The sequence below is a fragment of the Streptomonospora nanhaiensis genome, assembly GCF_013410565.1.
GTDB lineage: Bacteria > Actinomycetota > Actinomycetes > Streptosporangiales > Streptosporangiaceae > Streptomonospora > Streptomonospora nanhaiensis.
Window position 1 is genome coordinate 1,229,850 of record NZ_JACCFO010000001.1, and the last position, 26,315, is coordinate 1,256,164.

General features: G+C 76.3%; 26 protein-coding genes. 13 read left to right on the forward strand and 13 right to left on the reverse strand.

Features of this window, described 5'->3' with window-relative positions; all coding sequences use genetic code 11:
* Positions 1 to 50: 50 nt before the first annotated feature.
* The 3 genes from HNR12_RS05305 to HNR12_RS05315 all read left to right on the forward strand — a co-directional run bounded on the left by HNR12_RS05305 (position 51) and on the right by HNR12_RS05315 (position 2,500).
* Positions 51 to 728, forward strand: a complete 678-nt coding sequence (locus HNR12_RS05305; protein ID WP_179766444.1) for an LON peptidase substrate-binding domain-containing protein — start codon at positions 51 to 53, stop codon at positions 726 to 728.
* Between the two features lie 53 nt (positions 729 to 781).
* Positions 782 to 1,264, forward strand: coding sequence for a Cys-tRNA(Pro) deacylase (ybaK, locus tag HNR12_RS05310; protein WP_179766445.1), 483 nt, complete (start codon positions 782 to 784; stop codon positions 1,262 to 1,264).
* 117 nt (positions 1,265 to 1,381) lie between these two features.
* Positions 1,382 to 2,500 (forward strand): TIGR04222 domain-containing membrane protein, encoded by a 1,119-nt coding sequence (locus tag HNR12_RS05315; protein WP_179766446.1) that lies wholly within the window; start codon positions 1,382 to 1,384, stop codon positions 2,498 to 2,500.
* A 21-nt stretch (positions 2,501 to 2,521) separates the two neighbouring features.
* On the opposite strand, the gene HNR12_RS05320 is transcribed toward HNR12_RS05315, so the two are convergent.
* A complete protein-coding gene (locus HNR12_RS05320) occupies positions 2,522 to 3,370 on the reverse strand; it encodes a hypothetical protein (RefSeq protein WP_179766447.1) in 849 nt (282 codons plus the stop codon).
* On the opposite strand from HNR12_RS05320, the gene HNR12_RS05325 reads away from it, so the two are divergent.
* Positions 3,362 to 3,901, forward strand: a complete 540-nt coding sequence (locus HNR12_RS05325) for a DinB family protein (protein WP_179766448.1) — start codon at positions 3,362 to 3,364, stop codon at positions 3,899 to 3,901. The two genes, HNR12_RS05320 and HNR12_RS05325, sit on opposite strands and share 9 nt — an antisense overlap.
* Positions 3,902 to 3,998: 97 nt before the next feature.
* Here HNR12_RS05325 and HNR12_RS05330 read toward each other — a convergent pair whose 3' ends face one another.
* Positions 3,999 to 4,940: a PadR family transcriptional regulator gene (locus tag HNR12_RS05330; RefSeq protein ID WP_179766449.1), complete on the reverse strand. Its 942-nt coding sequence runs from the start codon at positions 4,938 to 4,940 to the stop codon at positions 3,999 to 4,001.
* A 236-nt stretch (positions 4,941 to 5,176) separates the two neighbouring features.
* Here HNR12_RS05330 and HNR12_RS05335 point away from each other — a divergent pair, with 236 nt between their 5' ends.
* The 3 genes from HNR12_RS05335 (at position 5,177) to ligD (ending at position 8,168) form a co-directional block, all read left to right on the forward strand.
* Positions 5,177 to 6,406: an endonuclease/exonuclease/phosphatase family protein gene (locus HNR12_RS05335; protein WP_179766450.1), complete on the forward strand. Its 1,230-nt coding sequence runs from the start codon at positions 5,177 to 5,179 to the stop codon at positions 6,404 to 6,406.
* 146 nt (positions 6,407 to 6,552) lie between these two features.
* A complete protein-coding gene (locus HNR12_RS05340) occupies positions 6,553 to 7,218 on the forward strand; it encodes a DNA polymerase ligase N-terminal domain-containing protein (RefSeq protein ID WP_179766451.1) in 666 nt (221 codons plus the stop codon).
* Positions 7,215 to 8,168: a non-homologous end-joining DNA ligase gene (ligD, locus tag HNR12_RS05345; protein WP_179766452.1), complete on the forward strand. Its 954-nt coding sequence runs from the start codon at positions 7,215 to 7,217 to the stop codon at positions 8,166 to 8,168. The genes HNR12_RS05340 and ligD overlap by 4 nt, the downstream gene beginning before the upstream one ends.
* Positions 8,169 to 8,218: 50 nt before the next feature.
* Here ligD and HNR12_RS05350 read toward each other — a convergent pair whose 3' ends face one another.
* The 3 genes from HNR12_RS05350 to HNR12_RS05360 all read right to left on the reverse strand — a co-directional run bounded on the left by HNR12_RS05350 (position 8,219) and on the right by HNR12_RS05360 (position 11,547).
* Positions 8,219 to 8,599, reverse strand: a complete 381-nt coding sequence (locus tag HNR12_RS05350) for a chorismate mutase (protein WP_246425003.1) — start codon at positions 8,597 to 8,599, stop codon at positions 8,219 to 8,221.
* A gap of 253 nt (positions 8,600 to 8,852) precedes the next feature.
* Positions 8,853 to 10,649, reverse strand: a complete 1,797-nt coding sequence (locus HNR12_RS05355; RefSeq protein WP_308251213.1) for an AMP-dependent synthetase/ligase — start codon at positions 10,647 to 10,649, stop codon at positions 8,853 to 8,855.
* A gap of 118 nt (positions 10,650 to 10,767) precedes the next feature.
* The gene (locus tag HNR12_RS05360; RefSeq protein WP_179766453.1) at positions 10,768 to 11,547 is read right to left on the reverse strand and encodes an SDR family NAD(P)-dependent oxidoreductase; all 780 of its coding nucleotides are present in this window, start codon (positions 11,545 to 11,547) and stop codon (positions 10,768 to 10,770) included.
* Between the two features lie 303 nt (positions 11,548 to 11,850).
* Between HNR12_RS05360 and HNR12_RS05365 the strand changes: the two genes are divergently transcribed.
* A complete protein-coding gene (locus HNR12_RS05365) occupies positions 11,851 to 12,132 on the forward strand; it encodes a hypothetical protein (RefSeq protein ID WP_179766454.1) in 282 nt (93 codons plus the stop codon).
* 66 nt (positions 12,133 to 12,198) lie between these two features.
* Here the strand turns inward: HNR12_RS05365 and HNR12_RS05370 are convergent, their stop codons facing one another.
* The 4 genes from HNR12_RS05370 to HNR12_RS05385 form a co-directional block, all read right to left on the reverse strand.
* A complete protein-coding gene (locus HNR12_RS05370) occupies positions 12,199 to 12,936 on the reverse strand; it encodes a carbonic anhydrase family protein (protein WP_179766455.1) in 738 nt (245 codons plus the stop codon).
* Between the two features lie 137 nt (positions 12,937 to 13,073).
* Positions 13,074 to 14,003: a hypothetical protein gene (locus HNR12_RS05375; protein WP_179766456.1), complete on the reverse strand. Its 930-nt coding sequence runs from the start codon at positions 14,001 to 14,003 to the stop codon at positions 13,074 to 13,076.
* Between the two features lie 118 nt (positions 14,004 to 14,121).
* The gene (locus tag HNR12_RS05380) at positions 14,122 to 14,796 is read right to left on the reverse strand and encodes a PaaI family thioesterase (protein WP_179766457.1); all 675 of its coding nucleotides are present in this window, start codon (positions 14,794 to 14,796) and stop codon (positions 14,122 to 14,124) included.
* A 211-nt stretch (positions 14,797 to 15,007) separates the two neighbouring features.
* Complete coding sequence (locus HNR12_RS05385; protein ID WP_179766458.1) at positions 15,008 to 15,433, reverse strand: GNAT family N-acetyltransferase; 426 nt, start codon at positions 15,431 to 15,433, stop codon at positions 15,008 to 15,010.
* 371 nt (positions 15,434 to 15,804) lie between these two features.
* On the opposite strand from HNR12_RS05385, the gene HNR12_RS05390 reads away from it, so the two are divergent.
* From HNR12_RS05390 to HNR12_RS05405, 4 genes are all read left to right on the forward strand, one after another.
* Positions 15,805 to 16,644 (forward strand): AraC family transcriptional regulator, encoded by an 840-nt coding sequence (locus tag HNR12_RS05390; protein ID WP_179766459.1) that lies wholly within the window; start codon positions 15,805 to 15,807, stop codon positions 16,642 to 16,644.
* Positions 16,645 to 16,811: 167 nt separating this feature from the next.
* Positions 16,812 to 17,486, forward strand: coding sequence for an AzlC family ABC transporter permease (locus HNR12_RS05395; RefSeq protein WP_179770422.1), 675 nt, complete (start codon positions 16,812 to 16,814; stop codon positions 17,484 to 17,486).
* On the forward strand, positions 17,483 to 17,797 hold the full coding sequence (locus tag HNR12_RS05400) for an AzlD domain-containing protein (RefSeq protein ID WP_179766460.1): 315 nt from the start codon (positions 17,483 to 17,485) through the stop codon (positions 17,795 to 17,797). Before HNR12_RS05395 ends, HNR12_RS05400 begins: the two co-directional genes overlap by 4 nt.
* Before the next feature lie 91 nt (positions 17,798 to 17,888).
* The gene (locus HNR12_RS05405) at positions 17,889 to 19,619 is read left to right on the forward strand and encodes a thiamine pyrophosphate-dependent enzyme (RefSeq protein WP_179766461.1); all 1,731 of its coding nucleotides are present in this window, start codon (positions 17,889 to 17,891) and stop codon (positions 19,617 to 19,619) included.
* 34 nt (positions 19,620 to 19,653) lie between these two features.
* Here the strand turns inward: HNR12_RS05405 and HNR12_RS05410 are convergent, their stop codons facing one another.
* The 4 genes from HNR12_RS05410 to HNR12_RS05425 form a co-directional block, all read right to left on the reverse strand.
* Entirely contained in the window at positions 19,654 to 20,562 is a 909-nt protein-coding gene (locus tag HNR12_RS05410) for an RluA family pseudouridine synthase (protein ID WP_179770423.1), read from the reverse strand.
* Between the two features lie 32 nt (positions 20,563 to 20,594).
* The gene (lspA, locus tag HNR12_RS05415; protein WP_308118602.1) at positions 20,595 to 21,236 is read right to left on the reverse strand and encodes a signal peptidase II; all 642 of its coding nucleotides are present in this window, start codon (positions 21,234 to 21,236) and stop codon (positions 20,595 to 20,597) included.
* Between the two features lie 89 nt (positions 21,237 to 21,325).
* Complete coding sequence (locus HNR12_RS05420; protein ID WP_308118604.1) at positions 21,326 to 21,706, reverse strand: TraR/DksA family transcriptional regulator; 381 nt, start codon at positions 21,704 to 21,706, stop codon at positions 21,326 to 21,328.
* 362 nt (positions 21,707 to 22,068) lie between these two features.
* A complete protein-coding gene (locus tag HNR12_RS05425) occupies positions 22,069 to 22,362 on the reverse strand; it encodes a hypothetical protein (RefSeq protein WP_308118603.1) in 294 nt (97 codons plus the stop codon).
* Positions 22,363 to 22,785: 423 nt separating this feature from the next.
* Between HNR12_RS05425 and ileS the strand changes: the two genes are divergently transcribed.
* On the forward strand, positions 22,786 to 25,977 hold the full coding sequence (ileS, locus tag HNR12_RS05430) for an isoleucine--tRNA ligase (protein ID WP_179766463.1): 3,192 nt from the start codon (positions 22,786 to 22,788) through the stop codon (positions 25,975 to 25,977).
* The last annotated feature ends 338 nt before the right edge of the window (positions 25,978 to 26,315 follow it).

Sequence of the window (26,315 nt, forward strand, 5' to 3'; positions counted from 1 at the left end):
CGGGCGCGGTCGCACCCACTCGGGCCCCGGCGGTTGGGCATACTTGAGCAATGCCTCACCGGTTGCCGCTCTTCCCCCTCGGCACGGTCCTGTTCCCCGGGGCCGCTCTGCCGCTCCACGTGTTCGAGGAGCGCTACCGCCGCCTGGTCGCCGACGTCCTCCAGACCCCCGAGGGCGAGCCCCGGGTCTTCGGCGTGGTGGGGATCGAACTCGGCCACGAGGTCGGCCCCGGGTCCGCCCACCGGATCGCCGCGGTCGGCTGCACCGCCGAGGTCCGCACCGCCCGGCGCCGCGCCGACGGCCGCTACGACCTGGTGGTCGAGGGCGGCACCCGGTTCCGGGTCGACCGCCGCGACGACCCCGACGCCGACACCCCCTTCATCCGCGCCGACACCACGCCCCTGCCCGACGAGGTGGGCCCCGGCGCCGAGGACTACGCTGAGCGTGTCAGGCGCCGCTTCGGCGTCTACCGCGAGCGCCTGCGCCGCGTCGGCGTGCCCGCCGAGCCGCCCGAGGAGCTCCCGGCGGACCCCCTGCCGCTGTCCTACGCGGTGTCGGCCGCCATGGTCGTCGACCAGGCCGATCAGCAGGACCTGCTGGAGGCCGACCACGCCGCGGCCCGGCTGGAGCTGGCCGCCGGCCTGCTGCGCCGCGAGAACCGCGTGCTGGCGTCGCTGCCCGTGCTTCCGGCCGGGCGGTTCCTGCGGCACGAGGTCAACCTGAACTGACGGGCGTGCCCCGCGCGGGGCACGCGGGCACGAGGCGAGGAGGCACGACAGCGGTGAGCGGCAAGGGCACCCCGGCCACGGTGGCGGCGACGCGGGCGGGCATCGCGTTCACCCTGCACCCCTACACGGCGGCGGGCGGCGGCGGGTCCTACGGCGAGGAGGCCGCCGACGCGCTGGGCGTGGCGCGCGACCGGGTCTTCAAGACCCTGGTGGCCGAGGTCGACGGCGCGCTGACGGTGGGCGTGGTGCCGGTGAGCGCCACCCTGGACCTCAAGGCGCTGGCCGCCGCGGCCGGCGGGAAGAAGGCCGCCATGGCCGACCCCGCTGCCGCCGAGCGCGCCACCGGCTACGTGCGCGGCGGCATCAGCCCGCTGGGCCAGCGCCGGCGGCTGCGCACGGTCGTGGACTCCTCGGCGGCCGCCCACCCCACCGTCTTCGTGTCGGCGGGGCGGCGCGGCCTGCAGATGGAGTTGGCGCCGGCCGACCTCGTGCGCCTCACGGGCGCCGCCACGGGCCCCATCGCCGCCGGCGGCTGACCCGCGGGTTCGCCCGATCCGCGTGGCGAAGGTCACGATGCCCCTTTCCTCCGTGCCTCTTCGGATTTACCGTTGTGTCACCGAGGTGCATGGCGCGGGGTCCGTGGAGGAGGCGCGATGGTCACGGCAATCGTGCTCGCAACAGCACTGGGCTACCTGGTCATCGCCGCCTGCTACCTCGCCACGCGGTGGCGCTACGCGCGCATCCGCCGGGCCGGGCCGCGGCGCCCCGCGGTCGGCCCCGAGGACCTCTCCCCCTTCGAGCTGGGCATGCTGGCCGGCGGCCGGCAGCGCGTGGGCGAGGTCGCGCTGGCCGAGCTCTACCTGAGCGGCCGCGCGGTGGCGCGCGGCCACGGCATGGTGGCCCGCACGCCGCAGGGCGGTTCGCCGCCGGCGCCGCTCTCGCCCGCGCCCTTCGCGCGGATGCTCGACGCCCGCCTCACCGCCGGCCGACCCGTCCCGGCCGAGCAGCTGGTGCGGGTGGCCGCCAAGGGCGACCCCGCCGTGGCCGCCCTGTGGCGGCTGCGCCGGCTGGGCCTGTTCTTCGCGCCCGAGCGGCTGCGCCGGGTGGGCGGGCTGCGCGGCGCGGCCTGGGGCCTGCACATGCTGATCGGGGTGGCCGGGGTCGCCTCGGGCGGCGCGGCCGTGCTGTGGGCGATGGTCCCCAAGGGCGAGCGCATCGACGCGGTGCCGCTGGTGTTCGCGGTGGTGCTGATCACCTACCCGTTCCTGCTCTACCTGGCCGACCGGCTGATCGGCGGCATGCAGGGCGCGGTGGTGGCGGCGGCGCTGGTCACCGGCGCGGCGATCCCGGTGGTGCCGGCGCCGCGCGGGCTCGCGGCCGGACTGGTGCTGCTGGCCGGGTGGTCGGTGCTCAACGGGGTGTACCGGTGGACCGGGGGCAAGCTGGGGCCGCGCACGGTGGCCGGCGACGCCCTGCTGGCCGAGGCGCGCGCCGACCTGCCCGGCCCCGAACCGGTCGACACCGCGCTGCGCGCCACGGCGCTGCTGGGCTTCCAGGCGCTGCGCCGCAGGCCGCGCGCAGGGCGCGTCCCCCAGGGGCCCGCGTGCGCGGAGTTCGCGGCGGTGCGGTCGTTCGCCGCGGCCTGCGGCAGCGGGGTGGGCCGGCCCAACACCGGCCTGGGCGGCAACTTCGCCGGCGACGGCGGCAGCGGGGAGTGGGGCGGCGACGGCGCCGCTCCCCCGGCGGCCCGCCGGCGCCCCCAGCCCGACTGACCGCCGGGCGCGGCGCGCCGCTCAGGCCCGGCCGCCGCCGGGGCCGGGGGTGTCCGCGCCGCCGGGGCGTCCGGGGTGCCCGGGCGGCTCAAAGGGGCCGGGGCTCCCGGTACCCTCGGGCCGGCCGCCGCCGTCGGCGGGCCCGGCCCCCTGATGCGGGCCGGCGGGCCCGGGCGGGTCGCCGCCGCCCTCGCCGGGGTCCTCGGGCGGGCGCGCGCCGGGCACGTCGCCCCGCCACAGGCTGACGGCGTCGAACAGCCCGTACTGCAGCACGGCGACGAACGGCCAGGCCACCAGCGCGCTCAGCGCCTGGAGCCGCAGCCCCGACTCGACGACGTCGCCGGGCTCGGCCGCGGCCACCGCGTCGGCGAACTGGGCCGCGTCCAGCAGGGTGCCGGTCTGCCAGGCGGCCGCCGAACCCGCGGCCGAGCCCAGAGCCAGGCCCAGCAGGCAGGCCAGGCGCAGGTCAGCGCGCACGCGCGCGGCCAGGCGGTACTGCACCATGTAGGCGGCGTAGCCGCAGACGAGCCCGGCGGCCATCGCCATCAGCGCGAACCAGCCGTCCACGGCGAACGTCGTCTCGGTCACCGGGTAGGGCAGCACCTCGCCGCCGGTGCCCACCGTGACGTCGGGGCGCGGCGCGACCAGCCACCACAGCCCGCCCAGCGGCGGGCCCAGCGCGGTGACGGCCCCGGCGACCGCGGCCGCCGTTCTCAGCTGCCGGGGGCGCGCCGCCGCGGCGGGCGCCCCGTCCTCCTTGCCGATCTCGGCGCTCCTCTCGCCTTGTCCGCCTGCCCGGGCGCGGGCGCGCCGGGGGGAAAACCAGTGGTCCGGGCGCGGGAGCCGACCGACAATGACCGGATGGAACACACGATCGAGTCCGTGGGGACCTCCGGTCCGGCCCGGCGCGTCGAGCCGCCGCACTCGGCCGACGAGCGCACCATGCTCACCGCGTGGCTGGACTGGCACCGATCAACCGTACGGGAGAAATGCGCGGGTCTGGACTCGGGGGCGGCCCGGCGGGCGCCGCTGCCGACCTCGCCGCTGATGTCGATCGGGGGGATCGTCTCGCACCTGCGGTGGGTGGAGCACGCCTGGTTCGAGAGTGTGCTGCTCGGACTGCCCGATCAGGGACCCTATACCAGGGACGACCCCGACGCCGAGTGGCGGCTGGGGGCGCGGGTGCCGCTGGCCGAACTCCTGGACGCCTACGACGCCCAGTGCGCCCGCTCCCGCGAGATCACCGCCAGGCTGGAGCTGGGCAGCACCTCGCGCGGGCGGGCCTCCGACGGCCCGCGCACGCTGCGCTGGGTGCTGGTGCACATGATCGAGGAGACCGCGCGGCACAACGGCCACCTGGACCTGCTGCGCGAGGCCGCCGACGGCGCCCGGGGGCGCTAGCGCGCGGCGGTGCCGCGCCCCGGGGCGGCCGCGGGGCGCGGCGCGGCGGGGCCGCACCGCGCCCGGTGGGAGGGTGCCCGCCGGCCAGGCGCGGGCGTCAGCCGGCCGTGCCGCGGGGGGCGGTGCCGTCCGGCCCGTCCGATCCGTCCGCGCCGCCGGGTGCCGGCTCCTCTGCGGGGTCCTCCTCGGCGAGGATGCGGTAGAGCCCGCGCTTGGTCTCGCCCAGCAGCCGCTTGGCGCGCTCGACCTGCTCCTCGGTGCCGGCCTGGGCCACCTGGGCGGCGGCGGCCGACAGCTGGGCGGCCAGCGCGCTGATCTCGGCGTAGCGCGAGAGCGCGTCCTCGTACTCCTCGGGCACGGCGTCCCAGGGCGGGGTCAGCTCGGCCGCGTGCCGCTCGACGTAGGCGTGGCCCTCGTCGGTCAGCTCGAAGGGCCGCCGGCGCCCGCCCTCGGCGTTCTCGGCCAGGCGCACCAGGCCCTCGTCCTCCAGTTGCTGCAGCATCGGGTACACCGACCCGGGGCTGGGCCGCCACGCCCCGCCGCTGCGCTCGCGCCCCTCGCGGATGACCTCGTACCCGCTGCGCGGCTCCTCGGCCAGCAGCAGCAGGATCCCGGTGCGCACGTCGCCCCGGCGCGCCCGGGGGCCGCCGCGGCGGCGCCGCCCGCCGCCGAACATCTCGAAGGGGTTGGGCGGGAACGGCCCGCCACCCCAGGGGCCGTGCGGCGCGCCCGGCGGAACGGGCGGCATGTGCGGCGGGTGGGGCGGCGGGAAGCCGGGGTGGTGGCCGCGCCCGCCGGGCCCCCCGTGGCCGCCGGCGGCCGCCCGCAGGACGGCGCGCGGGCCGTGCCATCCTCCCCAGCCGCCCCACCGGCCCGGGCGCCCCCGCGGCCCGGTGCGGGGGTCGGCGGCGTCCTCGGTTTCGTCGTGGTCGCGCACGGCGTCGTGCGCGGCACGGGCCGCGTGCGCGAAGCGGGCGGCGGCCGCGAAGCCGGGACCGCCCGGTCCGCGCCAGGTCCACGGCATCGGAATCGCTGTCATGGCGACCTCCCCTGGATCGACCAGTCCTCCGTAACGAGCTCCGACACACTACCGACCGTCGGAACAATTACACGATATATCGGCAATAGGTCGCGGTCAACGCCCGGCGGTGGGCGGAGCCGGCCGCGGGCGGCACCCTGTTCACCCGCCGATCGTCGGGGGGACGTTTGGAGGTGGCACCCTGGGACGCCGTCCGCCCCGCCCGGCACCGGACCCGACCGTCGAAGGGACCCCGCATGACCGGCCCCCGCACCCTGCTCGCCCTCTCGGCCGCCGCCGCGCTGCTGTGGTCGGCGGCGGCCGTGCCCGCCTCGGCGGACCACGGCGGCCACCGCCCCGGCGGCGAGGTCCGCTTCGCCACCTTCAACGCCTCGCTGAACCGGCCCCAGGAGGGCGGCCTGGTCGCCGACCTGTCCACCCCCCACGACGCGCAGGCCCAGGACGCGGCCGAGGTCATCCAGCGCACCCGGCCCGACGTGCTGCTGGTCAACGAGTTCGACTACGACTCCGAGGGGCGGGCCGCCCGCCTGTTCCAGCGCAACTACCTCTCCCACGGCCAGAACGGCGCCGAGCCGATCCACTACCCCTACCGCTACACCGCTCCCAGCAACACCGGCGTGGCCAGCGGCCTGGACCTCGACAACGACGGGCGCACCGTGACCGAGCCCGGGCAGGGCGGCTACGGCGACGACGCCTACGGGTTCGGCGCCTTCCCCGGCCAGTACGGGATGGTGGTGTACTCCCGCTACCCCATCGACACCGGCGCGGTGCGCACCTTCCAGACCTTCCGCTGGGCCGACATGCCCGGCGCGCTGCTGCCCACCGACCCCCAGACCGGCGAGCCCTTCTACTCCGACGAGGAACTGGAGCGGTTGCGGCTGTCGTCCAAGAGCCACTGGGACATCCCCGTGCGCACCGGCCGCGGCAAGCCCGTCCACCTGCTCGCCGCCCACCCCACGCCGCCCTCCTTCGACGGCCCCGAGCGCCGCAACGTGGCCCGCAACCACGACGAGAACCGCTTCTTCGCCGACTACGTCTCGCCCGGCCGCGGCGGCTACATCTACGACGACGACGGCCGCCGCGGCGGCCTGCGCCCCGGCGCGCGGTTCGTGATCGCCGGCGACCTCAACGCCGACCCCAACGACGGCGACGGCCACCCCGACGCCACCCGCCAACTGCTGGAGCACCGCCGCGTCAACGGCGGCCTGCTGCCCGCGAGCGAGGGCGGGCCCCAGGCCGCCGCGGCCCAGGGCGGCGCCAACACCGGGCACACCGGCGATCCGGCCCACGACACCGCCGACTTCGGCGACGTCCCCGGCCCCGGCAACCTGCGCGTGGACTACGTCCTGCCCTCGCGCGGGCTGCCGGTGCGCGGCACCGGGGTGTTCTGGCCCGCCGCCGGCGAGCCCGGCGCCGAGGCGGCCGCCGCCTCCGACCACCACCTGGTCTGGCTGGACGTGCGCTGAGGCCGAGCGCGTGCGGGGCCGCCGCCCCGCACGGGCTCCGCGCCCGCCGGGTGTAACCGCCCCGCACCCGGGTACCGCGCACCTACACAGGCCCCGCCCGGCCGAGCCGCCGGGCGGGGGCGGCCTGCGGACGAGCGGGGGCGAGCATGGAACGGGGCGGCAGACGGGCCGAGGGCGCCGGTCTCGCGGAGTACCGGCGCAAGCGCGACTTCGACCGCACCCGCGAGCCCGAGGGCGCCCCGCGCCGCAAGCGCCGGGGCCGCGGCGAACCCGTGTTCGTCGTCCAGCACCACGTCGCCCGGCGCGAGCACTACGACTTCCGGCTGGAGGTCGACGGCGTGCTGAAGTCCTGGGCGGTGCCCCGCGGACCCTCCACCGACCCGCGCGCCAAGCGGCTGGCCGTGCCCACCGAGGACCATCCGCTCGACTACGCCGAGTTCGAGGGCACCATCCCCGCCGGCGAGTACGGCGGCGGCACCGTGCTGGTCTGGGACACCGGCACCTACACCAACACCACCAGCAAGAAGGGCCGTGAGCTGACCATGGCCGAGGGCCTGGAGCACGGCCACGTGTCGTTCCGGCTGCACGGCGAGAAGCTCAGCGGCGGCTACGCCCTCAACCGGTTCCGCGGCGACGACGGCGAGGAGGCATGGCTGCTGGTCAAGGAGAAGGACGCCGCCGCCGACCCCCGCACCGACCCCGTCTCCACCCGGCCGGAGTCGGTGCGCACCGGCCGCGTCCTGGCCGAGGTCGCCGACGACGACGGCCGCACCCTGCAGGGGCGGCCCCGCGACCCGGGCGCCGACCGGTGAGCGCGGAACCGGCCCGGCTGCGCGCGGGGGCGCGCACGGTCGCGGTGGGCCGCCCCGGCAAGGAGCTGTTCGGCGCCGAGGGGGTCACCAAGCGGGAGCTGGCCGAGCACTACCGCGCCGTGGCCCCGGTGATGCTGCCCCACCTGCGCGGGCGCCCGCTGGCCCTGCACCGCTTCCCCGACGGGATCTCGCCCGACGCCGGCACCGAGGGGTTCTACCAGAAGCAGCTGCCCGCCCACGCCCCCGACTGGGTGAAGGGCGTGGAGGTGCGCCGCGAGCACGGCGGCAGCATCACCATGGTGGTCTGCGACGACACCGCCACCCTCGTGTGGCTGGCCGACCAGGCGGTGATCACCCCGCACCCGTGGCTGAGCCGCGCCGGGCACCTGGACCGCCCCGACCGCGTCATCGTCGACCTCGACCCCTCCGGCGCGGACTTCGCGCTGGTGCGCGCCGCCGCCCGCGACGTCCGCACGGCCCTGGAGGAGATCGGGCTGGCCGCCTTCACCATGACCACCGGCTCGCGCGGGCTCCACGTGGTGGCCCCCGTCCGGCCCGAACTCGACTTCGCCGGCGCCCGGGAGTTCACCCGCGGCCTGGCCGAGCTGGTGGCGCGGCGCCGGCCCGACGCCTACACCACCGAGTTCCGCAAGGCCAAGCGCGCCGGGCGGCTGTTTTTGGACGTGCTGCGCAACGCCTACGCCCAGCACGCCGTGGCCCCCTACGCGGTGCGCGCGCTGCCCGGAGCACCGGTGGCGGTGCCGCTGGACTGGGCGGAGCTGGACGGCGTGGAGTCGGCGGGGGCCTGGACGGTGCGCACCCTGGGGCGGCGGCTGGCCGAGAACCGCGAGGCGGGCGGCGACCCCTGGCACGGGATGGCGCGGCACGCGCGCTCCCCGCGGCGGGCCGCCGAGCGGCTGGAGCGGCTGCTGCGCGACACCGGCGGCTGAGGGGCGCAGCGCCACTCCCCCGCCGCGCCGCGCGGGCCAGGGCGCGCGACTCAGCGTGCGGCGCGCTCCTCCTCGGCGGCCTCCAGGCCGGCCTCGATCACGCCGGCCATGATGCGGGCCAGCCGCGCGGCGCCCAGCCGGGGCGCGCGCTCGGCCATCGCCGCCACCAGCGCCCGCTCGCGCTCGGGGTCGCGCCCGGCGAACCCGCCCACCGGCTTGAGCCGCTGCACGTCGGCGGCGAGCAGGGCGCGGCGCTCCAGGAGGTCGGCGAGCTGGGCGTCGATGCGGTCGATGCGCTCGCGCAGTTCGCCGACGCCGGCGGAGGGCGCGGGGACGCGGTGCGGCGCGGCGGCCGGGAGGTCAGCGGGGTCGGCGGTGGGGGCGGCGCCGGCCGGGTCGAGGGTACGGGTGGTCTCAGCCATCTCAGCCATGGTCTCTCCGTGTTGGTGGCGCGGCCGCTCCACTCCGGTCGCGGAGCCGCCGCTGGAAGCAAAAAGGAGCGCAAGGCCGATGCCTTGGCGCTCCTGAGCCGGCGTGCGGACCGCGACCGCTGGGTCAACCAGCGGGCGACCGGCGCGCAGCCGGCTGCCTAAAGTCGCGATAGCCGAAGATCATGGCGTTGAGTGTAGCGCGGCCCGCCGCCCCTCCGGGTCGGTGCGGCCGGTTCGGCGGCGGGCCGGCGCGCTAGCGCTTGGCGTACATCTCCTCGATGGCGGCGGCGTAGCGGTCGGCGATCCGGGCGCGGCGCAGCTTGAGCGTGGGCGTCATGGTCTCGGTCTCGACGCTGAAGGGCTCGGGCAGGATGCGGAAGGCCCGGATGGACTCCGCACGCGAGACCGCCCGGTTGGCGGCGTCGACCGCCTTCTGCACCTCGGCGCGCACGGCGGGGTCGGAGTCGGGGTCCCCGGCGGCCGGGCGGCCCTCGCGTTCGCGCCAGGCGGCGAGTTCGTCGGCGTCCAGGGTGATCAGCGCGCCGACGAAGGAGCGGCCGTCGCCCACCAGCATGCACTGGTCGACCAGCGGGTGGGCGCAGACGCGCTCCTCGGCGGGCACCGGCGAGACGTTCTTGCCGCCGGCGGTGACCAGGATCTCCTTCTTGCGGCCCACGACGCGGACGTAGCCGTCGTCGTCGACCGCGCCGAGGTCGCCGGTGGCGAACCAGCCGTCGACGAACGCCGCCTTGGTCTCCTCGGGGCGGTTCCAGTAGCGGGTGAACACCGGCCCGCCCCGGACCAGGAGCTCCCCGTCGTCGGCGAGGCGGACCTCGACCCCGGGCAGCGGGCCGCCGATGGTGCCCGGCCGCACCCGGCCCGGCGTGTTGGCCAGCACCGCGGCGGTGGTCTCGGTCAGCCCGTAGCCCTCGTAGACCTCCAGGCCGATACCCCGGTAGAAGTGCAGCAGGCGCGGCTCCAGCGCACCGCCGCCGGAGATCACGCGACGGCAGCGCCCGCCCAGCGCGCCCGTAAGCCGGCGGTAGACCAGCGCGTTGAAAAGGCGGCGGCGCAGCCGCAGCAGCGGACCGGGGCCGCCCTCGTCCAGGGCGGTGCTGTAGGCCACCGCGGTGGCGGTGGCGGCGTCGAAGATCCGGCGGCTCAGGCCGCTGGTGCGCTTGCGCGCCGTGGCGTGGATCTTCTCGAAGACGTAGGGCACCGCCAGCAGGAACGTGGGCCGGAACGTGCCGAGGTCGGCGATGAGGGAGCGGACGCTGGCGGTGTGGCCCAGGCAGGCGCCCGCGTGGATGACGCCGACCTGCACCATGCGGCCGAAGACGTGGGCCAGCGGCAGGAACAGCAGGGTGGAGGGCGGGGTGCCGTCGGGCTCGGGCTCGAAGACCACGCCCAGTTCCTGCACCACCGCCGCGATCTCGGCGCGGAAGTTGGCGTGGGTGAGGACGCAGCCCTTGGGCGAGCCGGTGGTGCCCGAGGTGTAGACGATGGTGGCGGGGTCCTCCACCGCCACGCCCGCGCGGCGCTCCTCCACCGCGGAGTCGGGCACCCCCGCGCCCGCCTCGCGCAGCCGGTCCAGCGCGCCGGAGTCGAAGGTCCACACCCGGGCCAGGCCGGGCAGCCGGTCGCGCAGGCCCTCGACCAGGGCCGTGTGCTCGGCGTCGTCGACCGCGCAGGCCACCGCGCCGGAGTCGTCGAGGATCATCGCGACCTGCTCGGCCGACGACGACGGGTAGACGGGCACGGACACGGCGCCGGCCGTCCAGACGGCGTAGTCCAGCAGGGTCCACTCGGGGCGGTTGGCCGACAGCAGGCCCACCCGGTCGCCGGGGCCCACCCCGGCGGCGATCAGCCCCTTGGCCAGGGCCACGACGTCGTCGCGCACCTGGGCCGCGGTGCGGACGCGCCACCCGTCGGCCTCGCGCACGCTGATCATGGGCGCGTCGGGATGGCGCCGGGCGCGGTCGAAGAGGGTCTCTGCCAGGCCGCCGTCGACGCCCAGCGGCCGCGGGGGCGGGGAGGAGAAGCTGGTCACCCTTCCGGTGTATAGGACCGCCCGCACCCGTTCCCACCGGGGGCGGCATGATCTATTTCATAGCCGCGCGCGGACCCGCGCCGCGCCGGTCCCCCCGGCGGCCACGCACCCGGCCGCCTCACAGGGCGTGGCCGCCCGCCACCTGCACCACCTGCCCGGTGATCCAGCGGGCCTGGCGCGAGGCCAAGAACACCACGGCGTCGGCGATGTCCTCGGGCGTGCCCACCCGCCCCAGGGGGATGGCCCGGCTCACCTCGGCGACGAGGGCGTCGTCCATCCAGCCGGTCTGCACGGGGCCCGGCGCCACGGCGTTGACGCGCACGCCCGCCCCGCCCAGGTCCAGCGCGGCGGCGCGGGTCAGCGCCTCGACCGCGGCCTTGGAGGTGCCGTAGCCGATCTGGCCGGGGAACGCGCGGGCGGCGTCGGTGGAGATGTTGACGGCGCAGGACGCCGCTCCGGTCGGGGTGCGGCGGGCGAGTTCGGCGATGAGCAGGGCGGGCGCGGCGGCGTTGACCCGGTAGGCGCGGGCGAGGCCCTCGGCGGTGAGCGCGTCGAAGGAGTCGGGGTTCTCGCAGTGGGCGGCGTTGTTGACCAGCACCTCCACCCGGCCCAGGCGGCGTTCGACCGCGTCCAGGAGCCGCGGGGCGGCGTCGGGGGCGGCGAGGTCGACGCCCACGGCGACCGCGCCGGGGAGTTCGGCGGCCAGCCGCTCGGCGGCCTCGGCGCCGGGGGCGGTGTGCTCCCAGGCCACACCGTCGGGCGGGGGCTGCGGGGTGTCGAGGTAGTGCACGGCCACCCGGGCGCCCTGGTCGGCGAAGGCCCGCGCGATGGCGGCCCCGATCCCGCCGGCGGCTCCGGTCACGAGCACGGCACATCCGCTCAGTCCGGTGTCGATCATGGGGCGCAGTGTGCCCGGTTCGGCGCGGCGCGGTCCATCGATTTTCCGGGCCGCGGGCCGCCGGGCGGGCGGGGCTGCGCGGCGCAGCCCGCCCGCTGTGACCTGCGCATGCGCCTGATCGCGGGCGGACGCGGCGGGCACGGGCGGTGCCGCGCCGCGGGCGGCCCGGCACCCGCGGCGCAATATCGCGGCCCGCCCGGGGTAGTACCGCAGTCAGCAGGGACCCGGCGATTGCCGACCCTGAGCCTGACAGCCGAAGAACGCGCACGAAGCAAGGAGCCATCCCCCCGAGGAGGCAATCTCATGGGGACCCGTAGAACCTGGATCGAACGCAAGGCCCGCCAGTTCCTCAACGGCCGGGGCGGCGCGCCCACCGCGCGCTCCCCGCGGCCCCACCGGACGGGCGGAGTGGCGCCGACCCGCGGGTTCGGCGGTATGTCCCGTCGTCGGCGGCCGACCTACGGCGCGGGGCCGCGTCCGGCCCGCCGGGTCGGGGGCCGTCCGGGCGGCGGCCTGCCGCCGGAGATGTCCCGCGGCATCCGCCAGATCGAGTCGCGGCTGCGCCGTATGCTGCGCCGCCACTGACCGGCCACGGCGAGCGGCCGCCCGGGGCGCCTTGGGGTGCTCCCGGGCGGCCGCCGCATGCCGGGGTCAGTGCGGGGAGAGGGTGACCCGGCGGCCGTGCAGCCGCTGCACCCGGCGGGCGTTGCCGGCGGGAAACAGCCCCTCGAACGCGGCGAGGGTGTCGGCGGAGGCGGTCATGGGCGTGCTGAGCAGCACCCACCGCACGCCCTCGGTGTAGGCGCCGGTGGTGAGCGAGCCGATGTAGCCGTAGGACTCGGTGGCCTCGGGCACCAGGCGGTCGAGCCGCACCGCGCCCACCCGGGTGACGGCGGTGGCGTCGCGCCCGCGCGGCAGCGCCCCGAACACCCGGTCGAGGTCGGGGTTGGCCGGACCGGCCGCCCAGAACACCGCCACCACCAGCGCCGCGCCGCGGTCGTCGACGGGGTGGTGCTTGAGGTGCTGCTCCAGCCAGTAGGAGCGGCCGTCGACCAGGTGCTCCGACGGGGTGTGCCAGTGGATCTCGGTGAGGACGTACTCGCGGCCCTGGCAGCGCAGCCGGCTGCCCTCGCCGACGACGGTGCCGGGCACGTTCTCCTCGACCGCGCGGTACTCCAGGCCGGGCGGCTGGTCGGCGGCGTAGCGCGTGTAGCGGAACTCCACGTCCTCGGCCGCGTAGTCGAACCGCAGGTCCAGCGGCGCGGTCGGCACCAGCCGGTCGGTGCGCACGTTGACCGGGCTCTGCTCCTGGCCCCAGGGCCGGGGGTGCGCGGGCGGGAAGGGGCCGGGGGCCGCGGCACCCGGCCCGGGCACGGTCGCGTCGGACACGGTGCCTCCTGTGTCGGTCATCGGGTCTGTGCGGTGGGGACCCGGCGGCGCCCGGCGCGCCGCGGCGGGGCGCCGGCCGGCGGAACGGAGGTCCCATCGCGTTATGCCCCGCCATTACGCGGCGCACACGGCCCGCTTCAGTGCGTGCCGCCCGCCCCGGGGCCGGGCAGTCGGCCGTGGGCCGTCAGCAGCGCGACCGCCCGCACGGTGGCGTGGCCGCGCCACTCCAGCGCGCCCGCCGGCGAGCGCGGCGCCCAGTCGACCGTCCAGCCGCCGTCCTCGCACTGGCCCGCCGCGAGGCGGTCGAGGTCGGCGGCCAGGGCCCGGGGGTCGACGAAGGAGCGCAGCGGGCGTCCGGGGCGCGGCGCGACGTCCAGGGGGCGCATGGCCTCGCCGGGCGCGCCGCCCTCCACCGCCATGGCGCCGTCGCCGCCGCGCGGCAGGAACGCGGCCAGCCTCGCCAGTTCGGCGGGCGCCCAGGGGTGGGTGTCGTGCACGGTGTCCAGCAGGTCGAGCACGAACCGGAACTCGATGGCGGGCGGCGCGCCCTCCAGCGCGGCGATGCGGCGGCGGCAGAACTCCGTGGCGCGGGCGAGCCAGGGGTGGTCGCGCACGCCGGGGTCGTGGCGGGCGACCCGGTGGGCGGCGCCGGCGAGTTCGGCGGTCATGTGCAGCGAGGACGCCGACGGGTCGGCCTCCACCCAGAACGGCGCGGACCCGGCAGCGTCGGGGCCGTCGAAGGGCAGGGCGAACGGCAGACCGCCGTCGGGCAGCGTGGCCGCCTCCAGCCAGTCGCACAGCTCGCGCGCCCGCGCGGTGGGCACCGCGCACTCCTCGAAGACCTCGAAGGCGTGCAGGGCGGCCACCGGCTGGCTGCGCTCGCACCGCAGGTCGGGCTCCAGGGCCCAGCCGTAGCCGCCGTCGGCGTTGCGGTAGCCCTCCAGAGCGGCGAGGACGCCTTCCGCGTCCGTGCGGCCCTGGTGCAGGGCGAAGCGGCGGCGGTCCAGCACGCGGGCGTGCGCGGTCATGAAGGCGGTGGCCGCCGCGATGTCGATCGTGGTGCTCATGGGGCCAGTCTGGGGTGGAGGCCGCCCGGCCCGTCTTGATCGAATCGGACACCGCCCCTGCGTCGGCCCGGCCCGCGCCCCGGCGCGGGGGCGGCCCGGGCCGGCGGGGGCCGGGGGATCAGGAGCCGCTGTCGCCCGGCAGGCCGATGCGGACCATGATGGCGGTGCCCTCGGCGGTGACCTCGCCGTTGTGGCGGATCTCGGCCGCGACGAAGACCTTGCGCCGCTCGGTGCCGGTGACGCGGGCGCTGACCTCCACCGGGGTGTTCAGCGGGGTCGGGCGGCGGTAGTTGACGTCGAGGTTGGCGGTCAGGCCCGGCATTCCGGCGGCGTTCGCGGCCGAGCCGAGGGCCTGGTCGAGCACGGCGGCCAGCCAGCCGCCGTGCACCAGCCCGGGCGGGCCCTGGTAGACGCCGTTGAGCACGGTGGTGCCGCGCAGGTCGCCGTCCTCGGCGCGCTCCAGCCGCAGCGGCATGGCCAGCGGGTTGGTCGGCCCGGCGACGGCGTTGGTGAGGGTGCCCCACTCCACGCGGCCGTCGGGGAAGGAGTGGCGGACCATGGTGCCGACGTCGTGGCGCGGGCCGTCGAGGCGGGCGCGCGCCTCGGCCACGGCCGCGCGGGCCGCGGCCAGGTCGTCCGCGCCGGCGCGGGTGTGGGCGACCGTGTCGACCAGCGCGCGGACCTCCTGGACCAGGGCGAGCGCCTCGTCGGAGAGGTCCTCCTCGGCGACCACGGCGAGGCCGAAGTCGCGGGGGTCGGGGATCTCGGTGTCCGGATGGGCGTCGACCGTCATGGCGTCCTTCGCTGTGCTGCGCGTCGGGAGAACGGGGAGCGGCGGGCGCGCGGGTGCAGGCCGCGCGGCACCGCCGGAGCAGATATTACCGGCTGGTAGCTTTCAAGATCGACCGCGCCCCCGCCCCAGACGGCGCGACAACCATCACAAACGCGCGCGAGCGGCGCGCGGGAAGCCGCCGCGCCGCGCCCGGGCGCCGTCCCGGGGGCCGCTACAGGTCCTTGCTCATGTGCAGGTGCCAGATCCCGGCGTCGAGGAACTCCTCGCCGTGGGCGGCATAGCCCAGGCGCTCGTAGAAGCCGAGGGCGTGGGTCTGGGCGTGCAACTCGATCTCGGTGACACCGCGCTTGCGGGCCTGCTCCTCCACGGCGCGCACCAGCGCCGCGCCGGCGCCCGTGCCGCGCGCGCCCGGCAGCACCGCGAGTCGGCCGAGCACCCCGCGCCGCCCCGCCGCGACCAGCCGCGCCGTCCCGGCCGGGACTCCGTCGATCCGGGCCAGGAGGTGGTCGGCGTCGAGGTCGTGGGCGTCCCACTCCTCCTCGATCGGCACCTGCTGCTCGGCGATGAAGACGGCGCCCCGGATGGCGAAGACGGCCGCCCGGTCCTGGGCGCTCACCGCGAGGTCGATACTCAGCACCCGCGCAGTCTAGAGCAGCGGCGCGCCCAGGTCCCGCATCCCACCGGACCGCACCGGCCCGGGCGCGGGAGCCCCCATGACGGGGACACGCGAAAGCCGGAACAGCCACCTTTACACCATAGATTCCACATCGGGCACCGGGCGGGGCGCCCCGCGTGCTCTCGGGAACCTCCCCGCACCCGCGGCGAGCGGGCGCGTGCGTCCCGGCGACGGTGGCCGCCGGGCCCAAGCCCTCCCCCGCGCGCCGCGGGCGGGCGCCTCCCTCCAGACGCGCCGCGCCCACGAACGGCGAACCTCCGGGCGAACGTGCGTGATACCGGACGCATCCCGGCAACCACCGTGAAAGCGGACCAACCGCCTAAGCTGGCGGAATGACCGACGAGTCCGGAGAACGCGCGCGGTTCTGGCGTCATCCCGGCCTGCCGGGGGTGGAACTCCTCAAGGCCCGCTACGTGCGGCACACCTTCAACCGGCACACGCACGACACCTACACCTTCGCCCTCATCGAGTCGGGGGTCGAGGTCTTCAGCTACCGGGGCGCGCTGCGCACCGCGCCCGCCGGCACCCTGGCCGTCGTGGAGCCGCACGAGGTCCACACCGGCCACGCCGGGGTGCCCGAGGGCTGGCGCTACCGCGTGCTCTACCCCGAGATCGACGTGGTCGCCGCGGCCGCGCACGACCTGGGCATGGCGCAGGTGCCGCGCTTCGGCGACGACGTGATCGACGACCCGGCCTCGGCCGCCCTGGTGCGCGCCGCGCACCGCGCCACCGAGCGGGGCGACCGGCTCAGCGCCTCCACGCTCACCCGCCAGGCGCTGCACCGCCTGCTGGCCCGCCACACCCGCGCCCGCTCGGCCGCGCCCGGCCCGGCCGGGCCCATGCGCGCCGTCGCCGAGGCCGGCGAACTGCTGCGCGCCCGCCTGGCCGATCCCCCGAGCCTGGAGGAGCTGGCCGCCGCCGTGGGGACCTCGCCGTTCGCCCTGCTGAGGGCCTTCCGCAAGGCCCACGGGCTGCCGCCGCACGCCTACGTCAACAACGTCCGCGTCCAGCGCGCCCGCCGCCTGCTGGCCCAGGGCACGCCGCCCGGCGAGGTCGCCGCCGTGCTGGGGTTCGCCGACCAGTCGCACCTGACCCGGCACTTCAAGCGCAGCACCGGGGTGCCGCCCGGCGCCTTCCAGCGCGGGATGCTGGAGCGCCCGCGCCGGGACTGACCGGCGCCCCGCCTGCTGCCGACACCGCCCCTTCGCGCCCCGCCCCGCCGGATCCCCCCGCTTCGCGCAAGAACGTTCAAGACGCGGCGGCGACGACGCCGTTAGCGTCGCCGGACGTGAACACCTCGACCACTCTCCTGTCACCACCGGTCCGCGACGGACTGGGGATGGGCATCGCGGTGGGGCTGTCCGGGCTGGCCTTCGGCGCGGCGGCCGTCACCGCGGGCCTGTCGGTCGCCCAGGCGTGCGTCCTCAGCCTGCTCGCCTTCACCGGCGCCTCGCAGTTCGCGCTGGTGGGCGTGATCGCCGGCGGCGGCAGCCTGACGGCCGGCGCGGCGGGCGCGCTGCTGCTGGGCGCCCGCAACACCCTCTACGGCCTGCGCCTGGCCGACATGCTCCCCTGGCGCGGCCCGCGCCGCCTCGTCGCCGCCCACGGCGTGATCGACGAGACCTTCGCCGGCGCCATCGCCCAGCGCACCCCCGCCGACGCACGGGCGTCCTTCGTGACCGTGTTCGCCGCGATCTACCTCACCTGGAACCTCACCACCCTCATCGGAGGGCTGGCCACCGAGCGCATCGGCGACACCGACGCCTTCGGCCTGGACGCGATGGGCGCGGCGGTCTTCCTCGCCCTGCTCGCCCCGCGCCTGCGCGAGGGCCGCCGCGAGGTGGGCGTGGCGCTGCTGGCCGCCGTGATCGCGCTGGCCGCGGTGCCGTTCCTGCCGCCCGGCGTGCCGATCCTGCTGGCCTCGGCGGCGGCGCTGGTCATCCCCGGCGGCCGGGCCGCCGCCTCCCCCGCCGCCGACGACGGCGGCCCGTCCGAACAGGAGGTCCGGCCGTGACCCTGTGGCTGGTCATCATCGGCACCTGCGCGGGGTGCTACCTGCTCAAGCTCGCCGGGCTCTCGGCGCCGCGGCGGCTGCTGGACCACCCGGCGGTGCGGCGCTTCGCCATGGCGGTCCCCGTGGCCCTGCTGGCGGCGCTCATCGCCGTCCAGACGGCCACCGACGGCGGCCGGGAGCTGGCCCTGGACCCCGCGCGGCTGGGCGGCATGGGCGCCGCGGCGATCGCCCTGCTGCTGCGCGCGCCGTTCCTGGTCGTGCTGGTGGCGGCGGCGGGCGTGGCCGCGGGCCTGCGGCTGCTCGGCCTGTAAGCGCGGCGAAAGCCGGGTGAGGTGACGAATCCGCCGCGGGCGGGCAGAAGCTCAGGGTGACCCCCGCCGGCCAAGGACGGAAGGCAGCCCCATGACCCACACCGGACCGCACGCTCTCCCGCGGACCTCCCCCGCCGCCGCGCCGCGGCCGTCGGAGGACCCGGAGTGGCGCACCGCCGCCGAGGAGGCGGTGGCGGTGCTCGCCGCCGCCGGTGTCCGCCGCTGCTACACCGTGCCCGGCGAAAGCTTCCTGGAGCTCGCCGACGCCCTGGAGCGCCACGCCGACATCCAGCTCGTCTCCACCCGGCACGAGGGCGGGGCGGCGTTCATGGCCGAGGCCGAGGCCAAGCTCACCGGGGTGCCGGCGGTGGCCGCCGCCACGCGCGGCCCCGGCGCGGGCAACCTCGCCGTGGGCGTGCACACCGCGCGCCAGGACTCCACCCCCATGGTGGTGTTCCTCGGCCAGGTCACCACCGACCACCTCGGCCGCGAGGCGTTCCAGGAGGTCGACCTCGCCGCCTTCTACACCCCCATCACCAAGTGGACCACCACCGTCACGCGCGCCGACCGCCTGGCCGAGACCACCGCGCAGGCGCTGCGCACCGCCACCACCGGCCGGCCCGGTCCGGTGGCGGTGGTGGTGCCGGGCGACCTGTTCGGCCGGCGCGTGCCGCCCCCCGCCGCCCTGCCCGGGGCCGCCCCGCCCGCGCCCCCACTGGGCGAGGACGAGCGCGACCGCCTGGCCGCGTGGCTGGTCGGCGCCGAGCGGCCGGTCATCGTCGCCGGCGGCGGGGCCCGGTCGGCGCGCGACGAACTCGTGGCGGTCGCCGAACGCTTCAACACCGGCGTCTACACCTCCTGGCGGCGCCAGGACGTGTTCCCCAACCACCACCCGCTCTACCTGGGCCACCTGGGTTTGGGCTGCCCCGCGCCGGTGCTGGCCGCCCTGGAGTCGGCCGACGCCGTCCTCGTGGTCGGCTCGCGCCTGAGCGAGATCACCAGCCAGTCCTACCGGCTGCCGGCGGCCGGGCCGGGCGCGGCCGCCACCGTCGCCCAGATCGACATCGACCCCCACCAGATCGGCGCGGCCACCGGGGTGTGGCTGGGCGCGGTGGCCGACGCCCGCCGGGCGCTCGCGGCACTGGTCGAGGTCCCCGCCGTGCCGCCCGACCGCGACTACACCGCCGCCCACGACGCCTGGGTGCGCGCCTCCACCCCGCCGCCCGAGGCCGCCGCGCACGCCGGGGCGGGCCTGCACCCCTGGGCGGTCGTCGAGGCCATGCGCGCGGCCCTGCCCGAGGACACCGTGGTCACCAACGACGCGGGCAACTTCGCGGCGTTCCTGCACCGGGGCTGGTGGTACCGCCACCCGCGCACCCAACTGGCGCCCACCAGCGGCGCCATGGGCTACGCCGTGCCCGCGGCGGTGGCCGCCAAGCTCGCGGCGCCGCACCGCACGGTGGTCGCGGTGGCCGGCGACGGCGGCGTGCTGATGACCGGCCAGGAACTGGAGACCGCGGCGCGGCTGGGCCTGGCCGTGACCGTGGTGGTGTTCCAGAACGGCCTGTACGGCACCATCGCCATGCACCAGGCCCGCGAACTCGGCCGCACGGCGGCCGTCGACATCGGCGGGCCGCTGGACCTCGCCTCCTACGCGCGGGGCCTGGGCGCCGCCGGGCGCACCGCCACCACCCCCGGCGAACTCGCCGACGCCCTGGCCGAGGCGGTGGCCGCCGAAGGCCCCACCCTCATCGACGTCCGCACCGACCCCGACATCATCAGTCCCGAGGCGTCCCTGTCCGGTCTCCTCGGCGGGGCCTAGCCGCCGGCGCCCGCCGCGCGGGGGCGCGGCGGCGTCACTCGGCGCGCAACCGCTCCAGCGCGCCGGCCAGGTCGTCGGGATAGGTGCTCTCGAACTCCACGTAGCGGCCCTCGGTGGGGTGCTCGAACCCCAGCCGGACCGCGTGCAGCCACTGGCGGCGCACCCCCAGCCGCTCGGCGAGCGTGGGGTCGGCGCCGTAGAGGTGGTCGCCCACGCAGGGGTGGCGCAGCGCGGACATGTGCACGCGGATCTGGTGGGTGCGGCCGGTCTCCAGCTTGATCTCCAGCAGGCTGGCCGACCGGAACGCCTCCACGGTGTCGTAGTGGGTGACCGACGGCCGCCCGCCCGCCACCACCGCGAACCTGCCGTCGCCCGCGGGGTGCCGGTCGATCGGCGCGTCCACGGTGCCGCGCAGCGGGTCGGGGTGGCCCTGCACGAGCGCGTGGTACACCTTGTCGACCGTGCGCTCCTTGAAGGCGCGCTTGAGGACGCTGTAGGCGGTCTCGCTCTTGGCCAGCACCATCAGCCCGGTGGTGTTGGCGTCGAGCCGGTGCACCACCCCCTGCCGCTCGGCGGCGCCGCTGGTGCTCAGCGCGACCCCCGAGGCCAGCAGTCCCTGGATCACGGTGGGGCCGGTCCAGCCCACCGTGGGGTGGGCCACCACGCCCACGGGCTTGTCGACCACGACGATGTCGGCGTCCTCGTGGACCACGGCCATGCCCGGCACGGGCTCGGGGCGCGCGGTGGGCACGCCCGGCGGCGGGGGCAGGGTGACGTCCAGCCACGAGCCCGCCTCCAGCCGGTCGGACTTCGCGCCCACCCCGCCGTCGACCAGCACGTTGCCCTCGGCGATGAGTTCGGCGGCGCGGGTGCGCGACAGGCCGAACATCCGGGCGATGGCGGAGTCGAGGCGGTCGCCTTCGAGGCCGTCGGGGACCGGCATGGCGCGGTGGTCGCCGGCCGCGGTGGAACCGGTCACGGGCGCTGTCCTCCGTCCTCGCCCCGGGGGGCGGGCCCGGCCTCGCCGGGACCGTCGTCGGCACCGGCGGCGGGGGCGCCGCCCGCCTCCGCCGGGCGGTCCTGGGCGGCCGGCTCCGCCGCCTCGGCGTCCTCCGACTTCGCGGCCTTCTCGGCGGTCCCGGCCGCCTCGGTGCCGCGCGCCTGGTCGGACTCGCGGGTGCCGTCGATGTTGATCCCGCGGAACGCCAGCAGCACCGCCAGGGCGCCGCCCACGCAGATGCAGGAGTCGGCGAGGTTGAACACCGGGAAGTTCGGCACCGCGATCCAGTCCACGACCTCGCCGTGGAAGGGCGCCGGCGGGCGCGTGACGCGGTCGACCAGGTTGCCGCTCGCCCCGCCCAGGATCAGCCCCAGCGCGACGGTCCACCCCAGGCTGCCCAGCCGGCGGGCCATGAAGAGGATGTAGACCACCACGCCCGAGGCGATCAGGAAGAACACCCACGGCACGCCCGAGCCGATGGAGAACGCGGCCCCGGAGTTGGTGATCAGCGTGAACCACAGGAGGCCGTCGACCACCGGCATGGACTCGCCCGGCGCGAAGCCGGCCAGCGCGATCTCCTTGGTCGCGAAATCGGCCCCCAGAGCGGCCGCCGCCACGATCAAAAGAAGGGGGAGGTACCGCCGCGGCCGGGGCGCGGCGGTCTCGTGAACGGTCTGCTTCGGCTGCCCGGAGGGCTCTACGTGACTCAGCGACGCTCCTCGCGCTGTTTGCACTGCACACACAATGTGGCGCGGGGGAACGCCTGGAGCCGGGCCTTGCCGATGGCACTGCCGCAGCGTTCGCAGACCCCGTAGGTCCCCGCGTCCATCCGCTGGATCGCCCGCTCGCTCTGCGCGAGCAGGTCACGAGTATTGTAGGCCAGCGCCAGGTCGTGCTCGCGCTGGTAGGCCTTGGCCCCGGTGTCGGTGGGGTCGTCGCCGGCGCCCTCCACGGAGTCCGACAGCCGCTCGGCCAGTTCGGTCTGGGCCTCGGCGATGTCGCGGCGCAGCCGCTCCACCTGGGCCTCCAGCCCCTCGCGGACCTCAGCCAACTCGGCCTCGCTCCAGGGGTCCTCGCCTTGGCGCACCGGAAGGCCGGCGGCGCCGGCGGCCCCGTCCGCGCTCGGTGCGGCCTTCGTCCGGGCCGCGGTCCCGCCCGCGGCGTCGGGCGCCGCCGTGCGCGCCTGCTGGTGGACCTTGCCAGTGGTCGTGGACACCATGCGGTACTCCCCCCTCGGCCGCACGGGCACGGCGGCCGTCAACCCCCGTCCTGACGTGCGAGGACACCGCTACTCCCCGTGTCCGCCGCACGCGATTCCGGGTAGCTTAAACGCCCGCCGGCGGCGAATCAACCAACCACGGCGCAGCCCGGAACACACCCCGCACCGCTACCCAATCGGGCCGTGTCCGGCCATCGGCGCCCATTTGCCGGCGGCGCGGCGCACAGCGGTCAGGGCCGGTGGGCCGCCGCGAACCCGCCGTAGTCCTCGGCCAGCAGGTGCAGGTGCGGCTCGTCCAGCGCGGCCGGGCCGCCGTGCGGGCCGGTGCGCACCTCGATCACCCAGTCGACGTCCTCGGCGTCGTCCTCGCCGGCCAGCATGTCGCGGTGCACCGTGCACGGCGCGTACCCCTGGTCCAGCAGCTGCTCGGCCAACTCCTCGGCGTCCTCGCGGTCGGCCAGGGTCACCAGCACGGCGCCCGCCAGGCCGTCCGGCCCGCCCGCGCCGCCCGTCGCGCTCCCCACGGCGTGTCCTCCCTCGCTGCGCCCCGGCGCACCACCGCCCCCCGGGGCCGGCGCGCGCCCTACGGCAGGCCAGTATGCCCGCGCCCCGGCCAGGCGCGGAAAACGGCGGGAGGGCACGCCGCCGGGTGGGCTATCCTCAAGGCACAGCACGGCGCTGATGGGACGAGTAACGGCGGCCCCAGCCCCAAGCGACCCGGGGACGGTGCGAGCCCGGGGGCATGCCCGCCGCGAAGATCACCCCGGAGCCGCCGGAAGAACGGCAGCGGCGCACCCGCGCCCGCCCAGTAGACCCGGCCGCTGCAGCAACGAAGTGGGGCGCGTGCGGCGCGTTCGCCGCCACGCCCAAGGAGGGTGGTACCGCGGGGCGCCCGGCCTCGTCCCTCCATCAGGACACCACACGCCCTGTTGGAAAGGCGACGCCGCATGGCCGACGATCCCACCGCCTCCCGCGCACTGCCCGTGCTGCCCGCGCAGATCGACCTGCCGGCCACCGAGCACCAGGTGCTGCGCCGCTGGAGCGAGCAGAAGGTCTTCGAGCGCTCCCTGGAGCAGTCCCGCGCCAAGCCCAACTGGGTGTTCTACGAGGGCCCGCCCACCGCCAACGGCCAGCCCGGCGTGCACCACGTCGAGGCCCGCGTGTTCAAGGACCTCTTCCCCCGCTTCAAGACCATGCGCGGCTACCACGTCGACCGCAAGGCCGGCTGGGACTGCCACGGCCTGCCCGTCGAGGTCGCCGTCGAGAAGGAGCTGGGCCTCAGCGGCAAGAAGGACATCGAGGAGTTCGGCGTCGCCGAGTTCAACGCCCGCTGCCGCGAGGCCGTGCTGCGCAACGTCGACGCCTTCACCGCCATGACCCAGCGCATGGGCTACTGGGTGAACATGGACGAGGCGTACCGCACCATGGACCCCGAGTACGTGGAGTCGGTGTGGTGGGCGCTCAAGACCATCTGGGACAAGGGCCTGCTGGTGCGCGACTTCCGCATCAGCCCCTACTGCCCGCGCTGCGGCACCACGCTGTCCGACCACGAGCTGGCGCAGGGCTATGAGACCGTGGTCGACCCCTCGGTCTACGTGCGGTTCCCGGTGACCTCCGGGCCGCTGGCCGACCCCGAGCGGCCCACCTCGCTGCTGGTGTGGACCACCACGCCCTGGACCCTGGTGTCCAACACGGCGGTGGCGGTGCACCCCGACGTCACCTACGTGGTGGCCACCGACGGCACCGAGCGCGTGCTGGTCGCCGAGCCGCTGCTGGGCAAGGCGCTGGGCGAGGGCTGGGAGCCCACCGGCGAGCGGTTCGAGGGCGGCGAGATGGAGCGCTGGACCTACCAGCGGCCCTTCGAGCTGGTGGCGTTCGACGCCCCCGCGCACTTCGTCGTGCTGGCCGACTACGTCACCGTCGAGGACGGCACCGGCCTGGTGCACCAGGCCCCGGCGTTCGGCGCCGACGACATGGCCGTCTGCCGCGCCTATGGCCTGCCGCTGGTCAACCCGGTGCGCGGCGACGGCACGTTCGAGGCCGACCTCGACCTGGTGGGCGGCCGGTTCTTCAAGACCGCCGACGCCGCGCTGGTGGCCGACCTCGACAGCCGCGGGCTGCTCATGCGCAACCAGCCCTACGAGCACAGCTACCCGCACTGCTGGCGCTGCCACACGCCGCTGCTCTACTACGCGGTGCCGTCCTGGTACATCAGGACCACCGCGATCAAGGACGAACTCCTGGCGCAGAACGCCCGCACCAACTGGTTCCCGGGCAACGTCAAGGAGGGCCGCTACGGCGAGTGGCTGCGCAACAACATCGACTGGGCGCTGTCGCGCAGCCGCTACTGGGGCACCCCGCTGCCGGTGTGGACCTGCGCCGAGGAGCACCACACCGTGGTGGGGTCGCTGGCCGAGCTGGGCGGGCTGGCCGGGCGCGACCTCAGCGCGCTGGACCCGCACCGCCCCTACGTTGACGACGTCGCCTTCCCCTGCCCCCAGTGCGGCGCCGAGGCGCGCCGCGTGCCCGAGGTCATCGACGTCTGGTTCGACTCCGGCGCCATGCCGTTCGCCCAGTGGGGCGCGCCGCACCGCAACAAGGAGGCGTTCGAGGCCAACTTCCCCGGCCAGTACATCTGCGAGGCGATCGACCAGACCCGCGGCTGGTTCTACTCGATGATGGCCGTGAGCACGCTCGTGTTCGGCCACTCCTCCTACGAGAACGTGGTCTGCCTGGGCCACATCCTCGCCGAGGACGGCCGCAAGATGAGCAAGCACCTGGGCAACATCCTGGAGCCCATGGAGGTCATGGAGCGCCACGGCGCCGACGCGCTGCGCTGGTTCATGGCGGCCAGCGGGTCGCCGTGGACGCCGCGCCGGGTGGGCCACGAGGCGCTGGAGGAGATCGTCCGCAAGGTCCTGCTGACCTACTACAACACGGTCTCCTTCTTCACCCTCTACGCCGGGACGAACGGAACCTGGGACCACTCCATGCTCGCGGACGCGCCCGCGCCCGAGGACCGGCCGCTGCTGGACCGCTGGCTGCTGTCGGAGCTGAACCGGGTGGTCAAGGGCGTGGGCGAGGCGCTGGACCGGTTCGACACCGCCGGTGCGGGCCGTCTGCTCACCGCGTTCGTGGACGACCTGTCCAACTGGTACGTGCGGCGCTCCCGGCGGCGGTTCTGGTCGGGCGCGCGCACGGCCGAGGGCGCGTCGGCGTTCGCGACCCTGTTCGAGGCGCTGGAGTCGCTCACCCTGGTGATGGCGCCGCTGGTGCCGTTCATCACCGACCACGTGTGGGCGGCGCTGCGCCGCCCCGAGGCGCCGGAGTCGGTGCACCTGGCCTCCTGGCCGCAGGTGCGCGAGGACCTGATCGACACCGAGCTGTCGGAGCAGATGGCGCTGACCCGCCGCCTGGTCGACCTTGGCCGCGCCGCCCGCGTGGACTCGGGCGTGCGCACCCGCCAGCCGCTGTCGCGCGTGCTGGTGGGAGCCGCCGGATTCGACCGGCTGCCCGAGCAGCTGCGGGCGCAGATCGCCGAGGAGCTGAACGTGCAGCAACTCGACCCGCTGTCGGCGGTCGGCGGCGACCTGGTCGACTACACGGTCAAGCCGAACTTCCGGGCCCTGGGCAAGCGGTTCGCCAAGCGCACCCCGCTGGTGGCGCGGGCGATCGGCGCGGCGCCGGCGCGGGCGCTTGTGGAGCAGGTCCGCGCGACCGGCTGGGCGCACGTCGAGGTGGAGGGCGAGCAGGTCGAGGTCAGCGCGGAGGAGCTGCTGGTCACCGAGCAGCCGCGCGAGGGCTGGACGGTGGCCGCGGAGGCCGGTGAGACCGTGGCCCTGGACCTGGAGATCACCCCTGAACTCCAGCGCGCCGGCCTGGCCCGCGAGCTGATCCGCCTGGTCCAGGACGCCCGCAAGTCCAGCGGTCTGGAGATCTCCGACCGCATCGACCTGTGGTGGTCGGCGGAGGACCCGCTGACCGCCCAGGCCCTCACCGAGCACGCGGAGGCCATCGCCGGCGAGGTCCTGGCCCGGACCTTCACCGAGGGCGCACCGGAGGGCGAGGCCCACACCGTGCGGTCGGCGGAGTTCGGGGTGACCATCCGCCTGCGCAGGAGCGGCGCCCAGGAGGACTGACCGCGCTCCGGCCACCCAGCGGCCCGGCTCCGTCTCGTTGACGGAGCCGGGCTGCTTTCTTTTTCCAGGAAGACTTTTCCTTTCCCAGAAAGACATTTTCACGCGTTTTTCGGCCGAGATATCGGCTCGGCTCTTCCGTTTCCTCGGCGCGGGTGTGGAGGCGCACCCCGCCGCCGCCTGCACGGCGCGCTCCGCCATCGCCCCAGCTCACCGAGGGCAAGGAAACGAACACCGAAAGTTCCGAAACGACGGCCCGCGGTATTCGGACACCAATGGCCATCGGCCGCGGGTCAAGCGCCTGCCGACTTTCCCGGAATCACCTCCGAAGCCCTGACCAG

Bases quoted from the DNA above. Each gene is read 5' to 3' on its own strand.
- HNR12_RS05410 (WP_179770423.1), bottom strand. From the start codon at position 20,562: ATGCCGGTCCCCGACGGCCTCGAAGGCGACCGCCTCGACTCCGCCATC.
- HNR12_RS05330 (WP_179766449.1), bottom strand. From the start codon at position 4,940: ATGACAGCGATTCCGATGCCGTGGACCTGGCGCGGACCGGGCGGTCCC.
- HNR12_RS05360 (WP_179766453.1), bottom strand. From the start codon at position 11,547: ATGATCGACACCGGACTGAGCGGATGTGCCGTGCTCGTGACCGGAGCC.
- HNR12_RS05305 (WP_179766444.1), top strand. From the start codon at position 51: ATGCCTCACCGGTTGCCGCTCTTCCCCCTCGGCACGGTCCTGTTCCCC.
- HNR12_RS05325 (WP_179766448.1), top strand. From the start codon at position 3,362: ATGGAACACACGATCGAGTCCGTGGGGACCTCCGGTCCGGCCCGGCGC.
- HNR12_RS05375 (WP_179766456.1), bottom strand. From the start codon at position 14,003: ATGAGCACCACGATCGACATCGCGGCGGCCACCGCCTTCATGACCGCG.
- HNR12_RS05350 (WP_246425003.1), bottom strand. From the start codon at position 8,599: ATGGCTGAGATGGCTGAGACCACCCGTACCCTCGACCCGGCCGGCGCC.
- HNR12_RS05405 (WP_179766461.1), top strand. From the start codon at position 17,889: ATGACCCACACCGGACCGCACGCTCTCCCGCGGACCTCCCCCGCCGCC.
- HNR12_RS05380 (WP_179766457.1), bottom strand. From the start codon at position 14,796: ATGACGGTCGACGCCCATCCGGACACCGAGATCCCCGACCCCCGCGAC.
- HNR12_RS05365 (WP_179766454.1), top strand. From the start codon at position 11,851: ATGGGGACCCGTAGAACCTGGATCGAACGCAAGGCCCGCCAGTTCCTC.
- ileS (WP_179766463.1), top strand. From the start codon at position 22,786: ATGGCCGACGATCCCACCGCCTCCCGCGCACTGCCCGTGCTGCCCGCG.
- HNR12_RS05390 (WP_179766459.1), top strand. From the start codon at position 15,805: ATGACCGACGAGTCCGGAGAACGCGCGCGGTTCTGGCGTCATCCCGGC.
- HNR12_RS05340 (WP_179766451.1), top strand. From the start codon at position 6,553: ATGGAACGGGGCGGCAGACGGGCCGAGGGCGCCGGTCTCGCGGAGTAC.
- HNR12_RS05315 (WP_179766446.1), top strand. From the start codon at position 1,382: ATGGTCACGGCAATCGTGCTCGCAACAGCACTGGGCTACCTGGTCATC.
- HNR12_RS05335 (WP_179766450.1), top strand. From the start codon at position 5,177: ATGACCGGCCCCCGCACCCTGCTCGCCCTCTCGGCCGCCGCCGCGCTG.
- HNR12_RS05395 (WP_179770422.1), top strand. From the start codon at position 16,812: ATGGGCATCGCGGTGGGGCTGTCCGGGCTGGCCTTCGGCGCGGCGGCC.